This window comes from Streptomyces uncialis (genome assembly GCF_001905345.1).
GTDB classification, from domain to species: Bacteria; Actinomycetota; Actinomycetes; order Streptomycetales; family Streptomycetaceae; genus Streptomyces; species Streptomyces uncialis.
Genome location: NZ_LFBV01000012.1, coordinates 1 through 20,228, shown reverse-complemented (window position 1 = coordinate 20,228; position 20,228 = coordinate 1). Strand labels below are relative to the sequence as shown.

Here is a 20,228-nt window from a genome sequence, read left to right as displayed (position 1 = left end):
CGACAGGCGTCACGCGTGGGGCGGGTCCGCCGGGTGCGGAGCGACGAGGGGGAGCTGGGACGCGAGACGCCGCTCGCACAGCTCGACGAGACGGTCGTAGCCGTCCTTGCCCATCATCTCGGTGAGCTCCGCGCGGTACGAGACATAGACGGGGTCACCCGCACCATGCGCGGAGGTCGCCGAGGTGCACCACCAGTGCAGATCGTGGCCGCCCGGCCCCCAGCCGCGGCGGTCGTACTCACCGATCGACACCTGGAGGACCCGGCTGTCGTCGGGGCGGTCGATCCAGTCGTACGTACGGCGTACCGGCAGCTGCCAGCAGACGTCCGGCTTGGTCTCCAGGGGCTCGCGCCCCTCCTTGAGGGCGAGGATGTGCAGCGAGCAGCCCGCGCCCCCCGCGAAGCCGGTGCGGTTCTGGAAGATGCAGGACCCCTCCCAGCGGCGGGTCTGGCGGTCGCCGTCCTCGTCCTCCTGGATCCAGCCGCCGTCCTTGGCGACCGGACGGGTGCCGACATCGTGGTGCTGCCAGATGTCGGGCGTGAGCCTCGCCACATGACCGGCGACCCGCGCCTCGTCGTCCTCGTCGGAGAAGTGGGCGCCCAGGGTGCAGCAGCCGTCGGCGGCGCGGCCGGTCTGGATGCCCTGGCAGCCGCTGCCGAAGATGCAGTTCCAGCGGGAGGTCAGCCAGGTCAGGTCGCAGCGGAAGAGCTGTTCGTCGTCGGCGGGGTCCGGGAACTCGACCCAGGCACGGGCGAAGTCCAGCCCCTTCTCGTCGGCCGGGCCGGCGGCCGGACCAGCGCCGCTACCGGCCGGGCCGGTACCCGCGCCGATCAGCGTCGTGCGCTTACCGCTTCCGCCGCTTCCGCCGCTCCCGCCGTTCGTACCGCTCTTGCCGTTCTTGTCGTCCCCGGCGCCACGGCCGGTCTTCCCCGCCTTGCCGCCCTTGCCGCCCTTGCCGCTCTTGCCGGTCCGCTCGGCGCCCGCCGCCGCCCGCCCAGCGGTCACCGCTCCGCCGGCGGCCCGGTCCTGGGGGGCCGAACCGGCGGATTCCTCGCGCTTCGCCTTTTTCGTCTTTGGCACACATCAAGGGTATGCGTGCGGAGCACCACATGGGGCAGGCCGGGCGCCGGACGCGCAGTAGCGTTGACGCTCATGAGACTCGGTGTCCTTGATGTGGGTTCGAACACGGTTCATCTGCTGGTGATGGACGCGCACCCGGGCGCGCGCCCGCTCCCCGCGCATTCGCACAAGGCGGAGCTGCGCCTCGCGCAACTGCTGGACGCGCGGGGAGCCATCGGCGCGGACGGGGTCGAACTGCTGGTCGCCACGATCCGGGACGCCGTCCAGGCCGCCGAGGACAAGGGCGTCGAGGAGCTGCTGCCGTTCGCGACCTCGGCCGTGCGGGAGGCCACCAACGCCGACGAGGTACTGGCCCGGGTCCGTACCGAGACCGGCGTCGAGCTGCGGGTGCTGACCGGCGAGGAGGAGGCCCGGCACACGTTCCTGGCCGCCCGGCGCTGGTTCGGCTGGTCGGCCGGCAAGCTCCTCGTCCTCGACATCGGGGGCGGTTCGCTGGAGATCGCCTACGGGATCGACGAGGACCCGGACGCCGCGGCGTCGCTGCCGCTCGGGGCGGGCCGTCTCACGGCGGGCTGGCTGCCCGGCGACCCCGTGGACGCGTCGGACGTGCGGGCGCTGCGACGGCACGTCCGCGCGCAGATCGCCCGGACCGTCGGGGAGTTCAGCCGCCTCGGGGGCGCCGATCGCGCGGTCGCCACCTCGAAGACGTTCAAGCAGCTCGCGCGGCTGACGGGCGCGGCCCGCAGCGGGGACGGGCTGTATGTGCAGCGGGAGCTGAAGCGGGAGTCGCTGGAGGCGTGGGTGCCGAAGCTCGCCGCGATGACCACCGCGGAGCGGGCGGGGCTGCCCGGGGTGTCGGCGGACCGCGCCAACCAGCTGCTGGCCGGGGCGCTGGTCGCCGAGGCGGCGCTGGACCTCTACGGGCTCGACTCGGTCGAGATCTGTCCCTGGGCGCTGCGTGAGGGCGTCATCCTGCGCCACCTCGACCATCTCCCGGTCTCCCACCCCCAGAGCCACCCCACCCCATGACCGCCGGTCGGCGGGGCGGGTCCCGGCCTCCGCCAGGGCCGCGCGGGGCCCCGTACGCTGTGCTCGTGGCAGAACCAGTGGTGCGCGTCCCGGATGCGAAGGTCGCCCTGTCGACGGCCTCGGTCTATCCGGAGTCGACGGCGACGGCCTTCGAGATCGCCGCGCGCCTCGGGTACGACGGCGTCGAGGTCATGGTGTGGACCGACCCGGTGAGCCAGGACGTCGAGGCCCTGCGGCGGCTCTCGGACCACTACGGGATGCCGGTCCTCGCGATCCACGCGCCCTGTCTGCTGATCACCCAGCGCGTGTGGTCCACCGACCCGTGGACGAAGCTCCAGCGCGCCCGCGCCGCCGCCGAGAAGCTGGGCGCCTCGACGGTCGTGGTGCACCCCCCGTTCCGCTGGCAGCGCCAGTACGCGCGTGAGTTCGTCCAGGGCGTCTGGCGGATGGCGGACGAGACGGACGTACGGTTCGCCGTCGAGAACATGTACCCATGGCGCTACCGCGACCGCGAGATGCTCGCCTACGCGCCCGACTGGGACGTCACCAAGGAGGACTACCGGCATTTCACGGTCGACCTCAGCCACACGGCGACCTCGCGGGTCGACACCCTGGCCATGGTCGACCGGATGGGGGACCGGCTGAGCCATGTCCACCTCGCCGACGGCAACGGTTCCGCCAAGGACGAGCACCTGGTGCCCGGACGCGGCGGCCAGCCCTGCGCCGAACTGCTGGAACGCCTCGCGACCAGCGGTTTCGACGGCCATGTCGTGATCGAGGTGAACACCCGCCGGGCGATGTCCAACGCCGAGCGCGAGGCCGACCTCGCCGAGGCGCTGGCCTTCACCCGGCTGCACCTCGCCTCCGCCGCCCGCGCCCCCGGTGCCGGGACGATCTCCGGTGCCTCCGCCGCCGGGACGCCCCCTGGTGCTTCCGCCGCCCGGACGGCCTCCGGCGACGCCGACCGCCCGGACCGTCCGCGCCAGCCGCGCCGCCCGGACCCCGTCCGCCGCGCGCACCACCCGGACCCCTCGCGTGAGGCGCCCCGCCAGTGACCGCCGACCCGCCCCGCCGCCGGGGCCGTCCCTCCCACGACGGGACCGCGCCCGGCCCGGGCACCCGTGAGCGCATCCTGCGCACCGCACGTGAGGAGTTCTCGGCGCGCGGTTACGACAAGACCTCCGTACGCGCGATCGCCAAGGCCGCCGGGGTCGACCCGGCACTCGTGCACCACTACTTCGGGACCAAGGAAGAGGTCTTCGCCGCCGCCATCGAGGTCTCGATGGAACCGGCGCTGCTGGTCGCGTCGGTCCTCGGCCGGGACGGTGGCGGCATCGGTGACGTCAGCGACATCGGTGAGCGGCTGGCCCGGCAGTTCCTCGGTATCTGGGAGAACCCGGCGACCCGCGGCCCGCTGCTCGCGGTGATCCGTTCCGCGCTGACCCACGAGGCCGCGGCGAAGGTGCTCCGGAGTTTCGTGCTGCGGCAGATCCTGGAGCGGATCGCCCGTGAGCTGGACGTACCCGACCCGAAGTTCCGCGCCGAACTCGCCGCGTCGCACATGATCGGTATCTCGATCCTGCGGTACGTGATCCAGGTCGAGCCGCTGGCGAGCGCGGACCCCGAGGACATCGTGGCCATGGTCGCCCCCACCCTCCAGCGCTACCTCGTGGAACCCTGACCGCCCCCGGCCCCGGCCCCGGCCCGACGCCGCCACCTCGGCCCGGCGCCGCCCCGACCGACCCCGGCTTGACGCCGACCCGGCCGAACCGGATCAGCCGGACCCGACCCGGACCCGAACCCGGCCTAGGCCGCCCCCGTCCCGCCCCCTCGGCCGCCCCCGGCCAGGCCCGTGCCACCGTCCGGCACGACCCCGCCGGAATCGCCCGATTTCCGAGATATCCGTCTCACATTCCGGAAGAGCGTGTCCGGATCTTGGAGGGGCGGCGTACTCTCGATTCAGCCCCAACTGCCTCGAACGACCCTCCGCAGCCGCGCGGGGGGTCACCCCGAAGGAGCGAGCGACGATGCCCGAGCTGAGGTCCCGCACTGTCACCCACGGCCGCAACATGGCAGGCGCACGCGCCCTGATGCGGGCCTCCGGGGTAGCGAGCGAGGACATCGGCAAGCCGATCATCGCCGTCGCGAACTCCTTCACCGAGTTCGTCCCCGGACACACCCACCTCCAGCCCGTCGGGCGGATCGTGAGCGAGGCGATCAAGGCCGCCGGAGCCGTCCCCCGCGAGTTCAACACCATCGCCGTGGACGACGGCATCGCCATGGGCCACGGCGGGATGCTCTACTCCCTGCCGTCCCGCGACCTGATCGCGGACAGCGTCGAGTACATGGTCGAGGCGCACTGCGCGGACGCCCTGATCTGCATCTCCAACTGCGACAAGATCACCCCCGGGATGCTGATGGCCGCGCTGCGCCTCAACATCCCCACGGTCTTCGTGTCCGGCGGTCCGATGGAGGCCGGACAGGCCACCCTCGTCGACGGCACGGTCCGCAAGCTCGACCTGATCAACGCGATCAGTGACGCGGTCAACGAGAACGTCTCCGACGAGGACATCCTCCGTATCGAGGAGAACGCCTGCCCGACCTGCGGATCGTGTTCGGGCATGTTCACCGCCAACTCGATGAACTGCCTCACCGAGGCGATGGGCCTGTCCCTGCCCGGCAACGGCTCCGTCCTCGCCACCCACACGGCCCGGCGCGCGCTGTACGAGAACGCCGGGCGGACCGTGGTCGACATCACCAAGCGGTACTACGAGCAGGACGACGCGAACGTCCTGCCGCGCAACATCGCCACCCGGGCCGCGTTCGACAACGCCATGGCGCTCGACATCGCGATGGGCGGCTCCACCAACACGATCCTGCATCTGCTCGCCGCCGCGCAGGAGGCCGAGCTGGACTACGACCTCAGCGACATCGACGCCGTCTCCCGCCGCGTCCCCTGTCTCGCCAAGGTCGCCCCGAACGTCGCGCCCACCACCACGTACTACATGGAGGACGTGCACCGGGCGGGCGGCATCCCCGCGATCCTCGGCGAGCTGTACCGGGGCGGACTGCTCGACGAGGACGTGCACACCGTCCACTCGCGGTCCGTCAAGCAGTGGCTCGACGACTGGGACATCCGCGGCGGCTCCGCCTCCCCCGAGGCCGTCGAGCTGTGGCACGCGGCCCCCGGCTGCAAGCGCTCCGCCGAGGCGTTCTCCCAGTCGGAGCGCTGGGACACCCTCGACACGGACGCCGCCCACGGCTGCATCCGCGATGTCGAGCACGCCTACTCCAAGGACGGCGGACTCGCCGTGCTGAAGGGCAACATCGCCGTCGACGGCTGTGTCGTGAAGACCGCCGGTGTCGACGAGTCCATCTGGACGTTCGAGGGCCCGGCCGTCGTCTGCGAGTCCCAGGACGAGGCGGTCGACAAGATCCTCCGCAAGGAGATCACCCCGGGCGACGTCGTCGTCATCCGCTACGAGGGCCCCCGGGGCGGCCCCGGGATGCAGGAGATGCTCTACCCCACGTCCTTCCTCAAGGGCCGGGGCCTCGGCAAGTCCTGCGCGCTGATCACCGACGGCCGGTTCTCCGGCGGCACCTCCGGGCTCTCCATCGGCCACGCCTCGCCCGAGGCCGCGTCCGGCGGCACCATCGCCCTGGTGGAGGACGGCGACCGCATCCGTATCGACATCCCGAACCGCACCATCGACCTCCTGGTCGACGAGGACACCCTGGCCGTCCGCCGCGAGGCACTCGCGGGCGTGTACGAGCCGAAGCAGCGTGACCGCAAGGTCTCGGCCGCGCTGCGCGCCTACGCGGCGATGGCCACCAGCGCCGACAAGGGCGCGGTGCGTGATGTGAGCCTGCTGGGCTGAGCCTTCCGGCGGGTGCGGGCTGCGCCCGCTGAACCCGCGCGGACTCCCCTGAAAACAGGACGGGACATACGCCCCTCACGGTGCAACTGCACGGCCGTGGGGGGCGTCTTCCGGTGTGTCCGCACTTGCTGCGGCACATGCCAGAGGGAGGTTCTTCCGGAGGTGACGGCCCGCCGCCGCTGTCCGGAAACCGCCCACCACGCTCCTCGGGGGAGGAACACATGAGCGAGAACATCACGACGACCGAGGCCACCGCCACGGCCACCGTCACCGCCACGGACACCGATGTGCTGCGGCCCGTCACCGTCGACGCCGGTGACCCGATCGCGGCCGCCGCGCTCGGCATCGAGGTCATGGACGCGCAGGCCGCCGCCACCACGTACCTGGTCGTCGCCACGGTCAACGTCCGCAGCGGCCCCGGCCTCTCACACCCCGTCGTTCTCCAGATCAGCGGCGGTTCACGGGTCTCGATCATCTGCCAGAAGCCCGGCACCACCGTCAACGGCCCGCTGGGCACGTCGAACCTGTGGGACAAGATCGGCAACCAGCGCTTCGTGTCCGACTCCTACATCCAGACGGGCACCGACGGGTACGTACGTCCGCAGTGCGCCTGAGCTGCCGATCCGGCTGAGCGATGGCCCCGGCTGAGCGGTCGCCCTGGCCGAGCCGCCGTCCGATATGAGCGCCGGCCCTGTCGGAGCGGGGCCGGAAGCACGCCGAGCCGTACGTCTTCCCGGGCGCCGTACACCCCGTCCCGCAACGAACGGGCCGTCGGCCCCGCACCCCGTCCGCCCGTACTCCAGCCGGATCGCACCCGTCCCGCATCGCACCCGAGCCGCCGCGCGGTCACTCACCGCGCGGCGGCTCCGCCACGTCGAACGCGGACAGCGCGTTGTCACCGGCCGCCGCGACCAGGACCCGGCCCACGAGCGTCAGCCGGGAGCCGGAGCCCATGAACCCGCCGGGGCTGCTCGCGTGCGCCGGGGTCGTCCACAGATGGTGTCCGTTCCGCGCGTCGAGCGCCGTCACCCGGCCCGTCGGCGATCCGAGGTACAGCACGCCGTCCACCGCGAGCGGCACCGACGCCCACTCGGACTCGGTCCGCTCGGTCCACTTCTCCTTGCCGGACACCGGGTCGACCGCGCTGACGGCGCCGGTCGGGGACGTGAAGTAGAGCGTGCCGCCCGCGAGTCCCGGCGCGGTCCCCGGGTACTCGCCGTCGAGATCGGCCGAGTCCCGGCGGCCCGAGGCCACATCGAGGCGCACCACCTCGGCGAAGCCGTCACCCGCCGGGTCGGTCGTCTCCCGCAGGAGCAGCAGCCGCCCGTCCCGCGCGCCCACCGGCCGCAGCCGCCCGTCGGCGGCGGCCGGGGCACCGAGCGTGCCCTTCTCGATGTCGAGGACCCGGAACTCCGCGTCGCCGGGCCGGCCGGTGGCGGCCTGCGCGGCCGGTGCGCACATCGCGTACGCGGCCCGGTTCGCGAGGAACGGGGCGCACCAGGAGCCCGCGGGGAAGGGGGTCTCCCAGAGCAGCCGGCCGTTGCGCGCGGATCGGGCCTCGATCCGGGTGGAACCGGCGTCCACGGTCAGTACGGTCGACCCCGACAGCACCGCGAACCGCGGTTCCCGCAGCAGATACGTCGCCTTGGTGCCGACCCGGGTCCGCCACCGTTCCTTCCCGCTGACGGCGTCCAGCGCGACGACCTCGACGCGCTCGGTGCCCTCCGCCGGGATGTGGTAACCGATGACGGTGCCGCCCGCGAGGTCCGGCCCCGAACCACCGCTCACCCCGACGAGATGCAGCCCCTGTACGGGGACCCCGGGGTACGTACGGCGCCACTCCACCTCGCCGTCGGCGGCCCGCACCCGGCTCGCGAGGACCCCGCCGCCCCCGCAGAACAGGGTCTCGGCACGGGCGACACAGCGCAGTTCGTCGGCGAAGGAACGTTCCCCGCGGACGTTCTTCCGCCAGGGGGCGAACCCGGCGGGGAGCGCCGCCCCGCCCCCGGCGACCACCCGGCTGTCCTGGGTCTGCCGGGTGGTGCCCGCGGTCCCGCCCGTCCCGGATTCCCCGTCGGGCCCCAGCAGGGCGACCCCGGTGGTGATCAGCGCGACGGCCGACGCGGCGACCGCGGCGACGAGGAGGGCGCGGCGGGTACGGGCGCGGGTGCGGGTGGTGGGGGAGCGGGAGCCGTGGGAGGCGGTGCCGGCGCCGGTCGCCGGGTCGGCGTCCGAACGGTCGCTGTCGGAACGGGTGCCGGTACCGGGGGCGAGGGCGTCACGGTCGTCGCCGTCCTCGTCATCGGACACAGCACCGGACCCGGACCCGGGAGCGCCACCGTCGGCGGAACCGGAACCGGAACCGGAACCGGAACCGAAGTCCTCGGATGACAACTCCCAGAGGGCACCCCCGTCCCCGAACCCAGCCCCGTCCCCGAACCCGGTACCGCCCGCGTCCGCGTCCCAGCCCCCGTGCGGGCTGTCGTGCGGGCCGTCGGACGGGCCGCCAGGCGTGCTGTCGGGCGTGGTGTCCGTGGTCGGGTGTCCGGTGCCCGGCAGGGTCGCGAGTTCGGACATCGGCGCGGACGCGGGGCCCAGGTCCTCGGGCAGCGCGCGCAGCGCGACAAGCAGTTCGTGCGCGGACGGCCGCCCCTTGCGCTCCTTCGCGAGGCACGGCTCGACGACATCCCGCAGCACCGCGGGCATCGCGCCGAGGACGGGGTCCTCGTGCACGACCTGGTACGCCGTCATGTACGGGCTGTCCGCGTCGAACGGCCCCTGCCCGGTCGACGCGTACACGAGCAGGGTCGCCAGCGAGAACACGTCGGACTCCGGCCCGACCGTACGCGGCGACTGCAACTGCTCGGGCGACATGAACGGCGGCGTACCGATGACCCGGCCCGTCATCGTGAGCGTCTGATGGCCCGTGGCCGCCCGGGAGATGCCGAAGTCGATGACCCGGGGTCCGTCGGGGGACAGGACGACGTTCGACGGCTTCAGATCCCGGTGGATGACGCCCGCGCGATGGATCTCGCGCAGCGCCTCCGCCAGCCCGATGGCGAGTCTGCGCAGTTCGGCGCCGTGCAGCGAACCGCCGTCGCTGATGCGCTGGGCGAGGGTCGGCCCGGGGATGTACGCGGTGGCCATCCAGGGGTGCGCGCCCTCGGGGTCGGCGTCGACGACGGCGGCGGTGAACACCCCGCTCACCCGGCGCGCGGCGGACACCTCCTGCCGGAACCGGATACGGAATTCCTCGTCGTCCGCGAACTGCTTGTGGATCAGCTTGATCGCGACGGGACGGCCGGATTCGGTACGCGCCAGGAACACGGTTCCCATGCCGCCGGAACCGAGGCGCGCCTCCAGGGGGTAGCCACCGATCTGTTCAGGGTCCCCGCCCCGAAGCTGCACAACTCCCCACCCCACCCGTTCCACGGTCAAGAGATCCCGCCTCGGTGAACAAACTAGCGGTTCGCCGGGGGAACGCGGGTGGGCGGAAGCCGCCCAAGAGGTGATCGGTCCGGCATACCGGCCAGTAGGCGGCGCGGGACGGTGCGGAAGTGCTCCCGGTGACTCAAGCGCCCCCACCCGGAACAGGTGTCCCACTGGCCCCGACCGGGAACCGCCCCACCCCCGGCCGGGAACCACCCCTCCACCGGCATCCCACCACCGGCACCCCGGCCACCGCGCCCGCCCCACCTTTCTCCGCCGCCCTCTCCTCCGCCGCCCGATCTCCGCGCCGGCCGTCCCCGCCGCCTCGGCCCTCCCGCCCGACCCTCCCGGCCCACCCCCTGCTTGCGACCGGAACCGTCCCACCGGGTCCCCGCTCAGCCATCCGGGCGCCCGTACCGGCGACCCGCCCCCGTACGCGCCCGCCGCGCCCACCCCGGGGCGACAATCGGCCGGTGAGCGAACCCCCCACCCCGGTGACGGGGCCCCGGCCCGCCCCCCTGCGGTTCTTCGGTACGACCTGGGTGCGGCACGACGGTCATTACGCGCTGCGCCGCGCGGGCGTGGCGACCGGCTCCCTCACCGCCGCGTTCGGCGGATGCCTGGTGCTGCGCTTCGCCCACCAGGGCCTCGCCGCCGGTCAGGTCGGCCCGTATGTGAACCTCCTGGTCCTGGGCACGTTCGCGCTCTGTTCGGCGCTCGCGTTCCGCCGTACCTGGACGGGCTTCCGCGGCGGCCCCGACCCCGGCGCCGCACCCCCGGCCCGCGCCACGATGGCCCTCGGTTTCCTCGGCACGCTGCTGGCCTACTTCCTGCGTTCCCTCGCCGAGGCGCCCGGCGAGAAACGGCTCCGCGCCCGGTACGAGGAGGAGCGCGCCCAGTACGTACGCCGGGTCGCGCGCCGCACGGGCAACCCCGCGAAACGCGGCCCGGGGTAGCTGCCGTACCCCTGCGCCGTTCCGTTCCGTCCGCCTTGACGGGCGGCACCGCCAGGAGGAGTATTCATCACATGATGAATAAAATTCGGGAGCATCCGCCCGGCCCCCTCGGCCCGGCGGTCGACGCGGCCGGCCTCACCGTCGTACGGGGTCCGCGCACCGTCCTGAAGGGCCTCACGTTCACGATTCCCCGGGGCCGGATCACCGGTCTGCTGGGCCCCTCGGGCTGTGGGAAGTCGACCTTGATACGGGCGGTCGTCGGCACCCAGGCCAAGGTCACCGGCACACTCGACGTCCTCGGCCACCCGGCCGGCACCCGGTCGCTGCGCTCACGCGTCGGCTACGTCACCCAGGCGCCCTCCGTCTACGACGACCTGACCGTCCGCCAGAACCTCGACTACTTCGCCGCCGTCCTCGACCCGGGCCGCCCGGCGGCCGACCGCCGACGCCACCACGTCGAACGCGCCCTCACCGATGTCGCCCTGACCTCCCACGCAGACGCTCTCGCGGGGAACCTCTCCGGCGGCCAGCGCAGCCGGGTCTCCCTCGCGGTGGCCCTGCTCGGCACCCCCGAACTGCTCGTCCTCGACGAACCGACCGTCGGCCTCGACCCCGTGCTCCGCCGCGAACTGTGGAAGCTCTTCCACCAGCTGGCGGCCGAGCGCCAGGTCACGATCCTCGTCTCCTCCCATGTCATGGACGAGGCGGAACGCTGCCACCGGCTCCTGCTGATGCGCGACGGCGAACTCCTCGCCGACGACACCCCCGAGGCGCTGCGCACCCGCACCGCCACCGACACCGTCGAGGACGCCTTCCTCACCCTCGTGACCCGGGCGGCCCCGGCCAAAACCCCCGCCACCTGACCCCGACCGACCGGTTCGAAGGAGGCCCCATGAACACCGCACGGACCCTGGCCACGGCCACCCGCGTGCTGCGCCAGCTCAGCCACGACCGCAGATCGCTCGCCCTGCTGCTGCTGGTCCCCTGCGTGATGCTCTTCCTGCTGCGCTACGTCTTCGACGGTGACCCCCGCACCTTCGACTCCATCGGCGCCTCACTGCTCGGCATCTTCCCGCTGATCACGATGTTCCTGGTCACCTCGATCGCGACCCTGCGCGAACGCACCTCCGGCACCCTCGAACGCCTCCTCGCGATGCCGCTGGGCAAGGCCGACATCATCGCGGGCTACGCCCTCGCCTTCGGCGCCCTCGCCGTCGTCCAGTCCGTCCTCGCGACCGCCCTCGCGCTGTGGGGCCTGGGCCTGGACATCAACGGTTCCGCCTGGCTCCTGCTGCTCGTCGCACTCCTCGACGCCCTGCTGGGCACCGCGCTCGGCCTGTTCGTCTCGGCGTTCGCGGCCTCGGAGTTCCAGGCCGTCCAGTTCATGCCGGCGGTGATCTTCCCGCAACTCCTGCTGTGCGGACTGTTCGCCGCCCGCTCCAGCATGCAACCCGTCCTGGAGGCCGTCTCGAACGTCCTGCCCATGTCGTACGCGGTGGACGGTATGAACCAGATCATGATCCACCCGGACGTCACCGCCGACTTCGTCCGGGACGCCGGTGTCGTCGCGGGCTGCGCGCTCCTGGTCCTCACCCTCGGCGCCGCCACCCTCAGACGCCGCACCCGGTGACACCGCCCGGACCCGGTGACACCGCCCGCACCCGGTGGCACAGACCGGACCCGGTGGCGCAGGCCGGACCCAATGACACCGCCCGCACCCAGTGACACCGCCCGGACTCGTTGACACCGCCCGCACCGGAGTCACCGCCCGCACCGGGAGCCACTGCCCCCGCACCCGAAGCCCCCGCCCCCGCACCTCGACCGGACCGGTAGGGCAGGCACCCCGGAAAGGCCACGGCGTACGCGCTCCGCGCACCCGCGCCGAGCGGACGACGAGCCCCGCGTACCCCCTCTGAAAGGATGAGCGGCAACAACCGTCCCGCGGAAGGCCGCACGTCATGCCCCAGAAAGTCGCAGTCCTCGGCACCGGAAAGATCGGCGAGGCACTGCTCAGCGGAGTCATCCGGTCGGGCTGGCCCCCGGCCGACCTCTTCATCACGGCCCGCCGCCCGGAACGCGCGGAGGAACTCCGGGTCCGCCACGGTGTCGTCCCCGTCACCAACCAGGAGGCCGCCAAGCAGGCCGACACCCTGATCCTGACGGTCAAGCCCCAGGACATGGGCGCGCTGCTCGACGAACTGGCCCCCCATATCCCCGCCGGCCGTCTGGTCATCAGCGGCGCCGCGGGTATCCCCACCACGTTCCTGGAGGAACGGCTTCCCGAGGGCACCCCCGTCGTCCGCGTCATGACGAACACCCCCGCCCTCGTGGACGAGGCGATGTCCGTGATCTCCGCCGGCACCCACGCCAGCGCCCAGCACCTCGCCCACGCGGAGGAGATCTTCGGCGCCGTCGGCAAGACCCTCCGGGTCCCCGAGTCCCAGCAGGACGCGGCCACCGCGCTGTCCGGCTCCGGCCCGGCGTACTTCTACTACCTGGTCGAGGCGATGACCGACGCGGGCATCCTGCTGGGCCTGCCCCGCGACAAGGCCCACGAACTCATCGTGCAGGCCGCGATCGGCGCCGCCGTGATGCTCCGCGACAGCGGCGAACACCCCGTCAAGCTCCGCGAGAACGTCACCTCACCCGCCGGTACGACGATCAACGCGATCCGCGAACTGGAGAACCACGGTGTCCGGGCCGCCCTGATCGCCGCCCTCGAAGCGGCACGCGACCGCAGCCGTGAACTCGCCTCCGGCACCAGCACCTGAACCCACCCCCGTCCCGCCCACCAGGCCCCGGGCCCGTCGACCGGCCACCACCCCCGCCCGTCGACGCACCCCGCCCGTCCGCCCCGGCGCCCAAGGCCCACCGCCACCCGCCGGGAACCCGCCCCGCAAGCCGCCCACAAGGCGGCCGGGCAACGGCGCCCCCGCACCCGCCCGGCAATTCCGGCCCGCCCGCACCGGACCCGCCCGGCCGTACGCCAGCCGTGACCCGTGACCCGTGACGCGGCCCCCGTCACCGGCCCCCGGGCTCGCTTGGCGGCCCGGCAGCCCGCGCCCCGCTACCCGCGGCCCGGCAATTCCCTTCAGGCACCCGGCAATTCCCCCGGGCGCCCGGCCAGGCCCGCCTCATTGCTCCCCCAGCACCATCCACTTCTCCACGTTCTTCATCGGGGCGAACCCCACCCGGGCGTAGACCTCATGGGCGTCGGCCGTCGCGAGCAGGATCCGGCGCAGCCCGTACGCCGCCAGACGGTCACGGACAGCGGCCGTCAGCGCCGTACCCACTCCCGCGCCGCGTGCCGCCGGTGCCACGTACACATCGCACAACCACGCGAAGGTCGCCCGGTCGGTCACCACCCGCGCGTACGCGACCTGCGCCCCGGAACCTTCCTCGTACACACCGAAGTTCAGCGACCCGTCGATCGCCTGATCCTGCTTCTCCCGTGAGCGCCCGAGCGCCCAGTACGAGTCCTGCGACAACCAGCGATGCACCTCTGCGCGATCGACCCGCGCGACATCCTCGGACAACTCGAAGCCTTCCGGCAGCACCTCACTCATCCCCCCAGCCAACCACCACCCCCGGACCCCACCCCGAGCCACCCCACCCCCGGACCTCAGCCGGGGAACCCCGAGACCTCAGCCGTCAGCAGCTTCACCCGCACCCCCACTCCCACCTCCACCGGCGGACTTCCCCGCGTCCTCCCGCCCCCCGGACACCGCACCACCCCGCCGCGGGCCGTTCCGCCCACCGGACTCCGCACCCCCGGTACCGCTGCCGTCCCCACCCACGGAACCGGCCTCCCGGGCATCTCCCGCCCCACCGGCCACGCTCCAGGAGGGCTCCGCGTCCACCGGGCCCCGCAGCCCCGGGGCCAGGGCCACCGTCACAGCCACCGACATCGCGGCCATCACCCCTATCGCCACCGACGGCGAGGTCCACTGCGCGACCGCGCCCGCGAGCCCGGCGGCCAGCCCCTGCGCCGTCATCATCCCCGCGCCGTGCAGCCCGAGTGCCTGCCCGCTCAACTCCTCCGGGGTGAGCGCCATCAACCGCTCCTGCAACAGCAACGTCGACGCGAACCCCACCGAGGCCAGCGTCACCGCCACCACCGCCAGCGCCGTCGGCGGACCGAACAGGAACACCACGTACGGCACCGCCAACAGCAACCGCAACGGCGAGTCGAGCCGCGCCCGCCACCGCGGCGGCAGGAACCGCCCCGCCACCGTGTCCCCGATGAACATCCCCAGCGCCGCGAACGCGAACAACAGCCCCGCCCGCTCGGGGTCGTACGGCACGAACAACGCCTCGCACCCGACGACCAGGCCGTTCGGCACCCACAGCGCGAGATACGTGTACCGCCGTGGCCGCGACGACCACAGCAGCCGGTTCGTACGCCATGTCTCCGTGACCGACGCCCGTCCCGCCACCCTCGGCGCCCGCTCGGTCAGCCCGAACCGGGTGATGACCGCCGAACCCAGATACAGCCCCGCCCCCAGCAGCAGCGCCCCCCGCGGCGACATCAGTGTGATCAGCACCCCGCCCACCGCGAACCCGGCCACCTGCATCAGTCCCGTGGCCATGTTCATCACCGACCGCCCCAGCAGATACCCCTCCCGCGCGAGGATCTCGTTGAGCAGCCCGTACCGCACCCCGCCCCCGAGCGACGCCGCCGCGCCCATCACGAACAGGACCACGAACAGCGCCCACACCGGCATCCCCGGCACGGCCTGCACCGCCGTCCCCACCGCGAACAGCGCCGCCAGCCCCACGAGCGCCGCCCTCGGCGGCACCCGGTCCGCCGCCGACATCAGCACCGTCGCCCCCACGACCTGGGCCAGCGCCTGCCCGAACATGCTGAGCGCCGCGAGCAACGGCGACCCCGTCGCCCCGTAGACCAGCACCCCCAGCGCCAGCCCGCTGACCGTCGACGCCGCCACATGCAACGAACTGCTCAAGAACAGCGGCGTGAACTCAGGCGCCCCGAACAACTCCCGGTAAGTACGCATCCTCGGAGTCTCAACACCCCACCCCTGAACCCCTTAGTCTTTCGCCCCCACGCGAAACCCAGCTCGGCCCGGCGCCACCCCGCGATCCCCCAAAGAGGCAACACCGGCCAACGCACCGACCAACGCAGAACAGAAGACGAGGCGGAACAAGACGGAACAAGACAGAACAAGGCGAAGTAGGTCGGAATGGTTCAGAACAGGACAGGAGAAGGTACATGGGCTGGTGGCACGTCGACGCGGACACCCTCGCCGCCAGCCGTTTCACTCTCTCCCCGCTCAGTGAGACCGTCGCCGCCGTCATGAGCCTCGAACGCGGTGAACCGGCCCACCCCGGCGACCAGCACTGGCTCAACCTCCACCGCCCCGCCTACCGCGAACGCCTCGCCGCCGACCCCACCACCGCCCAGCTGATCCGCGCCGCCCTCGGCCGCTTCTGGCTCGCCGACTACCTCACGCCCACCCCCACCGGTGATCTCACCCCCACCGACGACGCCACCCCCGTCCTCGAAACCGAACTGTCCCTCGTCCGCTCCACACCCCCCGCCATGGCCCGCGCCCACCTCACCCGCTCCCTCGCCGGCCCCCTGCCCGCCCTGCTCGACCGTTCCGACCTACCGGAACGCACCGCCGACCTCCTCCACTGGGTCTGGACCGAAACCGTCCTGCCCACCTGGCCCCGACGCCGCCGCATCCTCGAAGCCGACGTCATCGCCCGCCTCCAGCACCTCACCCGCGGCGGATGGGCAGCCGCCCTCGACGGCATGCGCCCAGGAGTGCGCTGGCTCGGCGAAGGCCGCCTCCAGGTCAACGTCGACGAGTACCCACCCCGCGACCTCACCGGCACCCAGCTCTTCCTCGTCCCCGTGACCCCCCAGCACGGCTGGGTGTCCTGGAACGCCCGCACCCACGCCATCACCTATCCCTGCACCGGCGCCCTCACCCTCGCCCCCCGCCACCCCACCCCGGTACCCGCGTCCCTCCCGTCACCCCACTCGCCATTTCACTCACCCTCCCGCCGTCCGGGCCCCCCAGCCAGGGACACCCGCCCCGCCCCGCCGCACCCCGTCACCCCGCCGCTCGCCCCCGAAGCCCTGACCCGGCTCCTCGGCCCCGTACGCGCCACCGTCCTGACCTTGCTGGACACCCCCAAGAGCACCACCCACCTCGTCGCCCTCACCGGCCAGGCCCTGGGCACCATCGGCCGGCACCTGAAGATCCTTCACGACGCCCACCTCGTCGAACGCCGCCGCGCGGGCCGCTCCGTCCTCTACTACCGGACCCCCACAGCGGAAGCCCTTCTCAGCGCCCAGCACCCTCCAACCCAGCACCCTCCAACCCAGCGCTGACCCCCACCGCATCGAGCACCTCAGCCGTCCGCACCACCTGGGCGAACCCACCGCCGTGCAAGGACACCGCGGTGGCCCGCGCCAGCTCCTCCGCCGGCAGTCGCCAGCCGAACGGCCCCTCCAGATCGAACGTGTGCGTCGCGTCCAGCACGAACAGCACGTCGTACCCGAGGTTGCCGCCCATCCGCGCTGTCGTCTCCGCGCACATGTTCGTCTGGATACCGGTGACCACCAGCTGCCCCACTCCCGAGGCCCGCAGCCAGGCGTCCAGGTCCGGCGACCCGTAGAAGGCCGAGTTCACGGTCTTCGTCACCAGCAGCTCCGCCGCGGCCCCCTTCCCCCGTCGTTCCTCCACGTACCCCTTGAAGTCATTCCCCTCGTCCCCCTTCCGCAGCGGCGACCCCGGCTGAACCGAGTCGTGCCGCGTCCACACCACCGGCCGTGCCGTCGCCTGCCAGGCATCGATCAGTGCGGCGATATGGCTGTCGGCCGCCGGATTGTTCCGAGGCCCCCAGAAGTCCAGGTCCTCGAATGCCTTCTGGACGTCGATCACCAGCAGTGCCGCGTTCTCCGCAATCTCCATACCTCCGATGCTGCCGCCCGCAACCACCCCGCCCCAGAGGGTGGGAAGACAGCGATCGATGGTTTACTGCCACGGTGGACGAGCACCGGACCCCCCAGCACCGGACCCCCCAGCACCGGACCCCCCAGCACCGGACCCCCCAGCACCAACCCCCCGGGACGCCCCCGCACCAGGCGACACCCCCGCACTCCACCTCCTCCACCAGCACCCCGGGCTGCCCAAGCACTCCGGCCACCCCACCGCACCGCGTGGCCCTGCTCGCCTTCCCGGGTATCCGGGCGTTCGACGTCGCCGTGATCACCGAGGTCTGGGGAACCGACCGCACCGACCGGAACGCACCCGCCTTCGAACTGCGCCGGGTCGCCCCCGGCTCCGCACCCGTCCCGATGCGCGGCTCCCTCGCCCTCACCCCCGACCGCACCCTGAGCTGGCTGCACCGCGCCGACCTGGTCGTCGTCCCCGGCCTCGACGACCACCTCACCCCCGCACCACCCCCCGTCCTCGCCGCGCTCCGCGACGCCCACACACGCGGTACCCCCATCGCCGCCCTCTGCGGAGGCGCCTTCACCCTCGCGCAGGCGGGACTCCTCGACGGCCGCCGCGCGGTCACCCACTGGAACCTGGTCGACCTCCTCCGCGCCCACCACCCCCTCGTCGGTGTCCACCCCGACGCCCTCTTCATCGAGGACGACAACATCTGGACCTCGGCCGGCACGGCTGCCGGTATCGACCTCTGTCTGCACCTTGTCCGCCGGAGCCACGGCGCGGAAGCCGCCGCCACCATCGCCCGGTCGATGGTCACCGCCCCCTTCCGCACCGGGACCCAGGCCCAGTTCATCGAGCACCCCACACCCCTGGCCGACCGGGACGCCGACGCCCTCGCCGCCGTACGGGAACACGCGCTGCGCCACCTCGACCAGTCCTTCACCGTCGCCGACCTGGCCGACCGGGCCGGAATGTCACCCCGCTCCTTCACCCGCCACTTCACCGCCGCCACCGGCACCACCCCGCTGCGCTGGCTCCTCGACCAGCGCCTCGCCGCCGCCCAGAAGCTCCTCGAACGCACCGACCTCCCCATGCCCGACATCGCCCACCGCGCGGGGTTCGGCAGCGAGGTCACGATGCGCCAGCACTTCTCCTCACGCCTCGCCACCAGCCCCCGCGCCTACCGCGCGGCCTTCAGGCAGGCGGAAGCAGACCGATCGCCCGGTAGGCCGCGTCGACCGTAGGACGGGCCATCGCCCTCGCCTTCTCCGCACCCCGGCGCAACACCTCCTCCACATATCCGGGATCACGCACCAGCTCGCTGTGCCGCTGCTGCACGGGCCTCAGCAGCTCCACCACGGCCTCGGCGGTCTCCTTCTTCAACGAGCCGTACGTTTTATGTACACCGCTGAGGGCCTCCGGGTTCCCGGTCCCGGCACCCGACTTCTGCGCCTCGCACGCGGCGAGGATCTCCAGCAGATTCGAGACCCCCGGCTTCGCCTCGGGATCGTGGACGACCTCGTCCCCGCTGTCCGTCACGGCTCGCATGATCTTCTTCCGCACCACGTCCGGGTCGTCCAGCAGATAGACGATGCCGGACCCGCCGCCGTGGGACTTCCCCATCTTCGACGTCGGGTCCTGAAGATCCATGACCCGCGCCGCCACCTCCGGATGCGCGGCCCGCGGCACCACGAACGTGTGCCCGTACCGCTGGTTGAACCGCACCGCGAGATCCCGCGTCAGCTCGACGTGCTGCGCCTGGTCGTCGCCCACGGGAACCACGTCGGTCCCGTACGCGAGGATGTCGGCCGCCATCAGCACCGGATACGTCAGCAGCGACAGCCGTACGCTCCCGCCGCGCTCACGTTCCAGGGCGGCCTTCTCCTTGTACTGGATCATCCGCCGCATCTCCCCGTCGTTCGCGACGCACTCCAGCAGATACGAGAGCCGGGCGTGTTCGTCCACCTGACTCTGGACGAACACCGTGCACCGCTCCGGATCGAGGCCGGCCGCCAGCAGCAGCGTCGCCGCCTGCCGGGTCAGCCGCCGCACCCGTCCCGGATCGTGATCGACGGTGAGCGCGTGCAGATCGACCACACAGAACAAGGAGTCCGCCCGGTACTGGTCCACCGCGGCCCACCGCCGGACGGCCCCCAGATAGTTGCCGAGCGTCAGATGCCCGGTCGGCTTGACCCCGCTGAATACCCTTGCCATCTCTCCACCTCCTGGTCAGGACCCCCGCTGCCCGTCGGCCGGGCTCCGGGTCCCCAGGAGGGACGCAGAACGGCCGCCGGATTGCGGCGGCCGTCGAGTGCATGCGTGAGCCGGCCGCCGTCAGGCGGGCCACCACTGGTGCGTGGACGCATGCTTCATGCCCGACAGCGTAGCCACGCCAAGGCCTCCTGACCCGGAGTTGACACTCTTCCGCGCGATACGTAATGTTCTCCGAGCTGTCCGACGTGAGCGCCGACCCACGGTCGGTCCCCGGACAGTCATTCCGTACCAACTCACCAAGAAGCGATGACTCGTCATCTGCTCCTTTGCGCGTGTTTTTGCAGAATGAGGAATCCGCGTTCGATAAGAACGCGGGCGACCGCCCCCGATTAGCGGGGAGGCCGGGATTCCGCTAAAGTCTCACTCGTCGGAACGGCCCAACAGCCGGAAAGACAAACCCCGCTGACCGGGGATCAGGTCCGAAAGGATCTGATAGAGTCGGAACCGCCGGAAAGGAAAAGCGCGGAAGCGGTTTTCCCGGAAAGCACCGAGGAAATCGGATACGGAAACGGTCTGATAGAGTCGGGAACACCGAAGGGAAGCGCCCGGAGGAAAGCCTGAGCCGAATGGCTGGGGTGAGTACGAAGGAAGCGTCCGTTCCTTGAGAACTCAACAGCGTGCCAAAAGTCAACGCCAGATATGTTGATTACCCC

At 72.2% G+C, this 20,228-nt stretch carries 17 protein-coding genes; 11 read left to right on the top strand and 6 right to left on the bottom strand.

Annotated elements, in window-relative coordinates; genetic code table 11:
* Positions 1-9: 9 nt before the first annotated feature.
* Positions 10-834, bottom strand: coding sequence for a DUF3109 family protein (locus AB852_RS35305; RefSeq protein ID WP_073795573.1), 825 nt, complete (start codon positions 832-834; stop codon positions 10-12).
* A gap of 318 nt (positions 835-1,152) precedes the next feature.
* On the opposite strand from AB852_RS35305, the gene AB852_RS35300 reads away from it, so the two are divergent.
* The 5 genes from AB852_RS35300 (at position 1,153) to AB852_RS35280 (ending at position 6,601) form a co-directional block, all read left to right on the top strand.
* Complete coding sequence (locus AB852_RS35300; protein WP_073795189.1) at positions 1,153-2,109, top strand: Ppx/GppA family phosphatase; 957 nt, start codon at positions 1,153-1,155, stop codon at positions 2,107-2,109.
* A gap of 65 nt (positions 2,110-2,174) precedes the next feature.
* Complete coding sequence (locus tag AB852_RS35295; protein ID WP_107499452.1) at positions 2,175-3,164, top strand: sugar phosphate isomerase/epimerase family protein; 990 nt, start codon at positions 2,175-2,177, stop codon at positions 3,162-3,164.
* Complete coding sequence (locus tag AB852_RS35290; RefSeq protein ID WP_073795186.1) at positions 3,161-3,790, top strand: TetR/AcrR family transcriptional regulator; 630 nt, start codon at positions 3,161-3,163, stop codon at positions 3,788-3,790. Before AB852_RS35295 ends, AB852_RS35290 begins: the two co-directional genes overlap by 4 nt.
* Positions 3,791-4,136: 346 nt before the next feature.
* Positions 4,137-5,987, top strand: a complete 1,851-nt coding sequence (gene ilvD, locus AB852_RS35285; protein ID WP_073795184.1) for a dihydroxy-acid dehydratase — start codon at positions 4,137-4,139, stop codon at positions 5,985-5,987.
* 221 nt (positions 5,988-6,208) lie between these two features.
* On the top strand, positions 6,209-6,601 hold the full coding sequence (locus AB852_RS35280; protein WP_323181515.1) for an SH3 domain-containing protein: 393 nt from the start codon (positions 6,209-6,211) through the stop codon (positions 6,599-6,601).
* A gap of 232 nt (positions 6,602-6,833) precedes the next feature.
* On the opposite strand, the gene AB852_RS38195 is transcribed toward AB852_RS35280, so the two are convergent.
* The gene (locus tag AB852_RS38195; RefSeq protein ID WP_079185158.1) at positions 6,834-9,395 is read right to left on the bottom strand and encodes a protein kinase domain-containing protein; all 2,562 of its coding nucleotides are present in this window, start codon (positions 9,393-9,395) and stop codon (positions 6,834-6,836) included.
* Positions 9,396-9,889: 494 nt separating this feature from the next.
* On the opposite strand from AB852_RS38195, the gene AB852_RS35260 reads away from it, so the two are divergent.
* The 4 genes from AB852_RS35260 (at position 9,890) to proC (ending at position 13,143) form a co-directional block, all read left to right on the top strand.
* Positions 9,890-10,372: a hypothetical protein gene (locus tag AB852_RS35260; RefSeq protein WP_073795181.1), complete on the top strand. Its 483-nt coding sequence runs from the start codon at positions 9,890-9,892 to the stop codon at positions 10,370-10,372.
* A gap of 71 nt (positions 10,373-10,443) precedes the next feature.
* Positions 10,444-11,235, top strand: coding sequence for an ABC transporter ATP-binding protein (locus tag AB852_RS35255; protein ID WP_073795179.1), 792 nt, complete (start codon positions 10,444-10,446; stop codon positions 11,233-11,235).
* Positions 11,236-11,264: 29 nt separating this feature from the next.
* A complete protein-coding gene (locus AB852_RS35250) occupies positions 11,265-12,002 on the top strand; it encodes an ABC transporter permease (protein ID WP_073795176.1) in 738 nt (245 codons plus the stop codon).
* A gap of 328 nt (positions 12,003-12,330) precedes the next feature.
* Positions 12,331-13,143: a pyrroline-5-carboxylate reductase gene (proC, locus tag AB852_RS35245; RefSeq protein WP_073795173.1), complete on the top strand. Its 813-nt coding sequence runs from the start codon at positions 12,331-12,333 to the stop codon at positions 13,141-13,143.
* A gap of 363 nt (positions 13,144-13,506) precedes the next feature.
* Here the strand turns inward: proC and AB852_RS35240 are convergent, their stop codons facing one another.
* Positions 13,507-13,938: a GNAT family N-acetyltransferase gene (locus AB852_RS35240; protein ID WP_073795170.1), complete on the bottom strand. Its 432-nt coding sequence runs from the start codon at positions 13,936-13,938 to the stop codon at positions 13,507-13,509.
* 78 nt (positions 13,939-14,016) lie between these two features.
* Positions 14,017-15,387 carry an MFS transporter gene (locus AB852_RS35235; RefSeq protein WP_107499446.1) on the bottom strand — a complete coding sequence of 457 codons (1,371 nt, stop codon included), beginning with the start codon at positions 15,385-15,387 and terminating at the stop codon, positions 14,017-14,019.
* A 215-nt stretch (positions 15,388-15,602) separates the two neighbouring features.
* Between AB852_RS35235 and AB852_RS35230 the strand changes: the two genes are divergently transcribed.
* Positions 15,603-16,733 carry an ArsR/SmtB family transcription factor gene (locus AB852_RS35230; RefSeq protein WP_073795167.1) on the top strand — a complete coding sequence of 377 codons (1,131 nt, stop codon included), beginning with the start codon at positions 15,603-15,605 and terminating at the stop codon, positions 16,731-16,733.
* Here AB852_RS35230 and AB852_RS35225 read toward each other — a convergent pair.
* Positions 16,687-17,316 carry a cysteine hydrolase family protein gene (locus AB852_RS35225; RefSeq protein ID WP_073795164.1) on the bottom strand — a complete coding sequence of 210 codons (630 nt, stop codon included), beginning with the start codon at positions 17,314-17,316 and terminating at the stop codon, positions 16,687-16,689. The genes AB852_RS35230 and AB852_RS35225 overlap by 47 nt on opposite strands.
* 248 nt (positions 17,317-17,564) lie before the next feature.
* On the opposite strand from AB852_RS35225, the gene AB852_RS35220 reads away from it, so the two are divergent.
* Positions 17,565-18,545 carry a GlxA family transcriptional regulator gene (locus tag AB852_RS35220; protein WP_073795161.1) on the top strand — a complete coding sequence of 327 codons (981 nt, stop codon included), beginning with the start codon at positions 17,565-17,567 and terminating at the stop codon, positions 18,543-18,545.
* On the opposite strand, the gene trpS is transcribed toward AB852_RS35220, so the two are convergent.
* Positions 18,496-19,515 (bottom strand): tryptophan--tRNA ligase, encoded by a 1,020-nt coding sequence (gene trpS, locus AB852_RS35215; protein ID WP_073795158.1) that lies wholly within the window; start codon positions 19,513-19,515, stop codon positions 18,496-18,498. The genes AB852_RS35220 and trpS overlap by 50 nt on opposite strands.
* Positions 19,516-20,228 lie beyond the last annotated feature (713 nt).

Coding starts and splice junctions, on each gene's coding strand:
- AB852_RS35255 (WP_073795179.1), top strand. CDS start 10,444: ATGATGAATAAAATTCGGGAGCATCCGCCCGGCCCCCTCGGCCCGGCG.
- trpS (WP_073795158.1), bottom strand. CDS start 19,515: ATGGCAAGGGTATTCAGCGGGGTCAAGCCGACCGGGCATCTGACGCTC.
- AB852_RS35235 (WP_107499446.1), bottom strand. CDS start 15,387: ATGCGTACTTACCGGGAGTTGTTCGGGGCGCCTGAGTTCACGCCGCTG.
- AB852_RS35280 (WP_323181515.1), top strand. CDS start 6,209: ATGAGCGAGAACATCACGACGACCGAGGCCACCGCCACGGCCACCGTC.
- AB852_RS35240 (WP_073795170.1), bottom strand. CDS start 13,938: ATGAGTGAGGTGCTGCCGGAAGGCTTCGAGTTGTCCGAGGATGTCGCG.
- AB852_RS35250 (WP_073795176.1), top strand. CDS start 11,265: ATGAACACCGCACGGACCCTGGCCACGGCCACCCGCGTGCTGCGCCAG.
- AB852_RS35225 (WP_073795164.1), bottom strand. CDS start 17,316: ATGGAGATTGCGGAGAACGCGGCACTGCTGGTGATCGACGTCCAGAAG.
- ilvD (WP_073795184.1), top strand. CDS start 4,137: ATGCCCGAGCTGAGGTCCCGCACTGTCACCCACGGCCGCAACATGGCA.
- proC (WP_073795173.1), top strand. CDS start 12,331: ATGCCCCAGAAAGTCGCAGTCCTCGGCACCGGAAAGATCGGCGAGGCA.
- AB852_RS35230 (WP_073795167.1), top strand. CDS start 15,603: ATGGGCTGGTGGCACGTCGACGCGGACACCCTCGCCGCCAGCCGTTTC.
- AB852_RS35300 (WP_073795189.1), top strand. CDS start 1,153: ATGAGACTCGGTGTCCTTGATGTGGGTTCGAACACGGTTCATCTGCTG.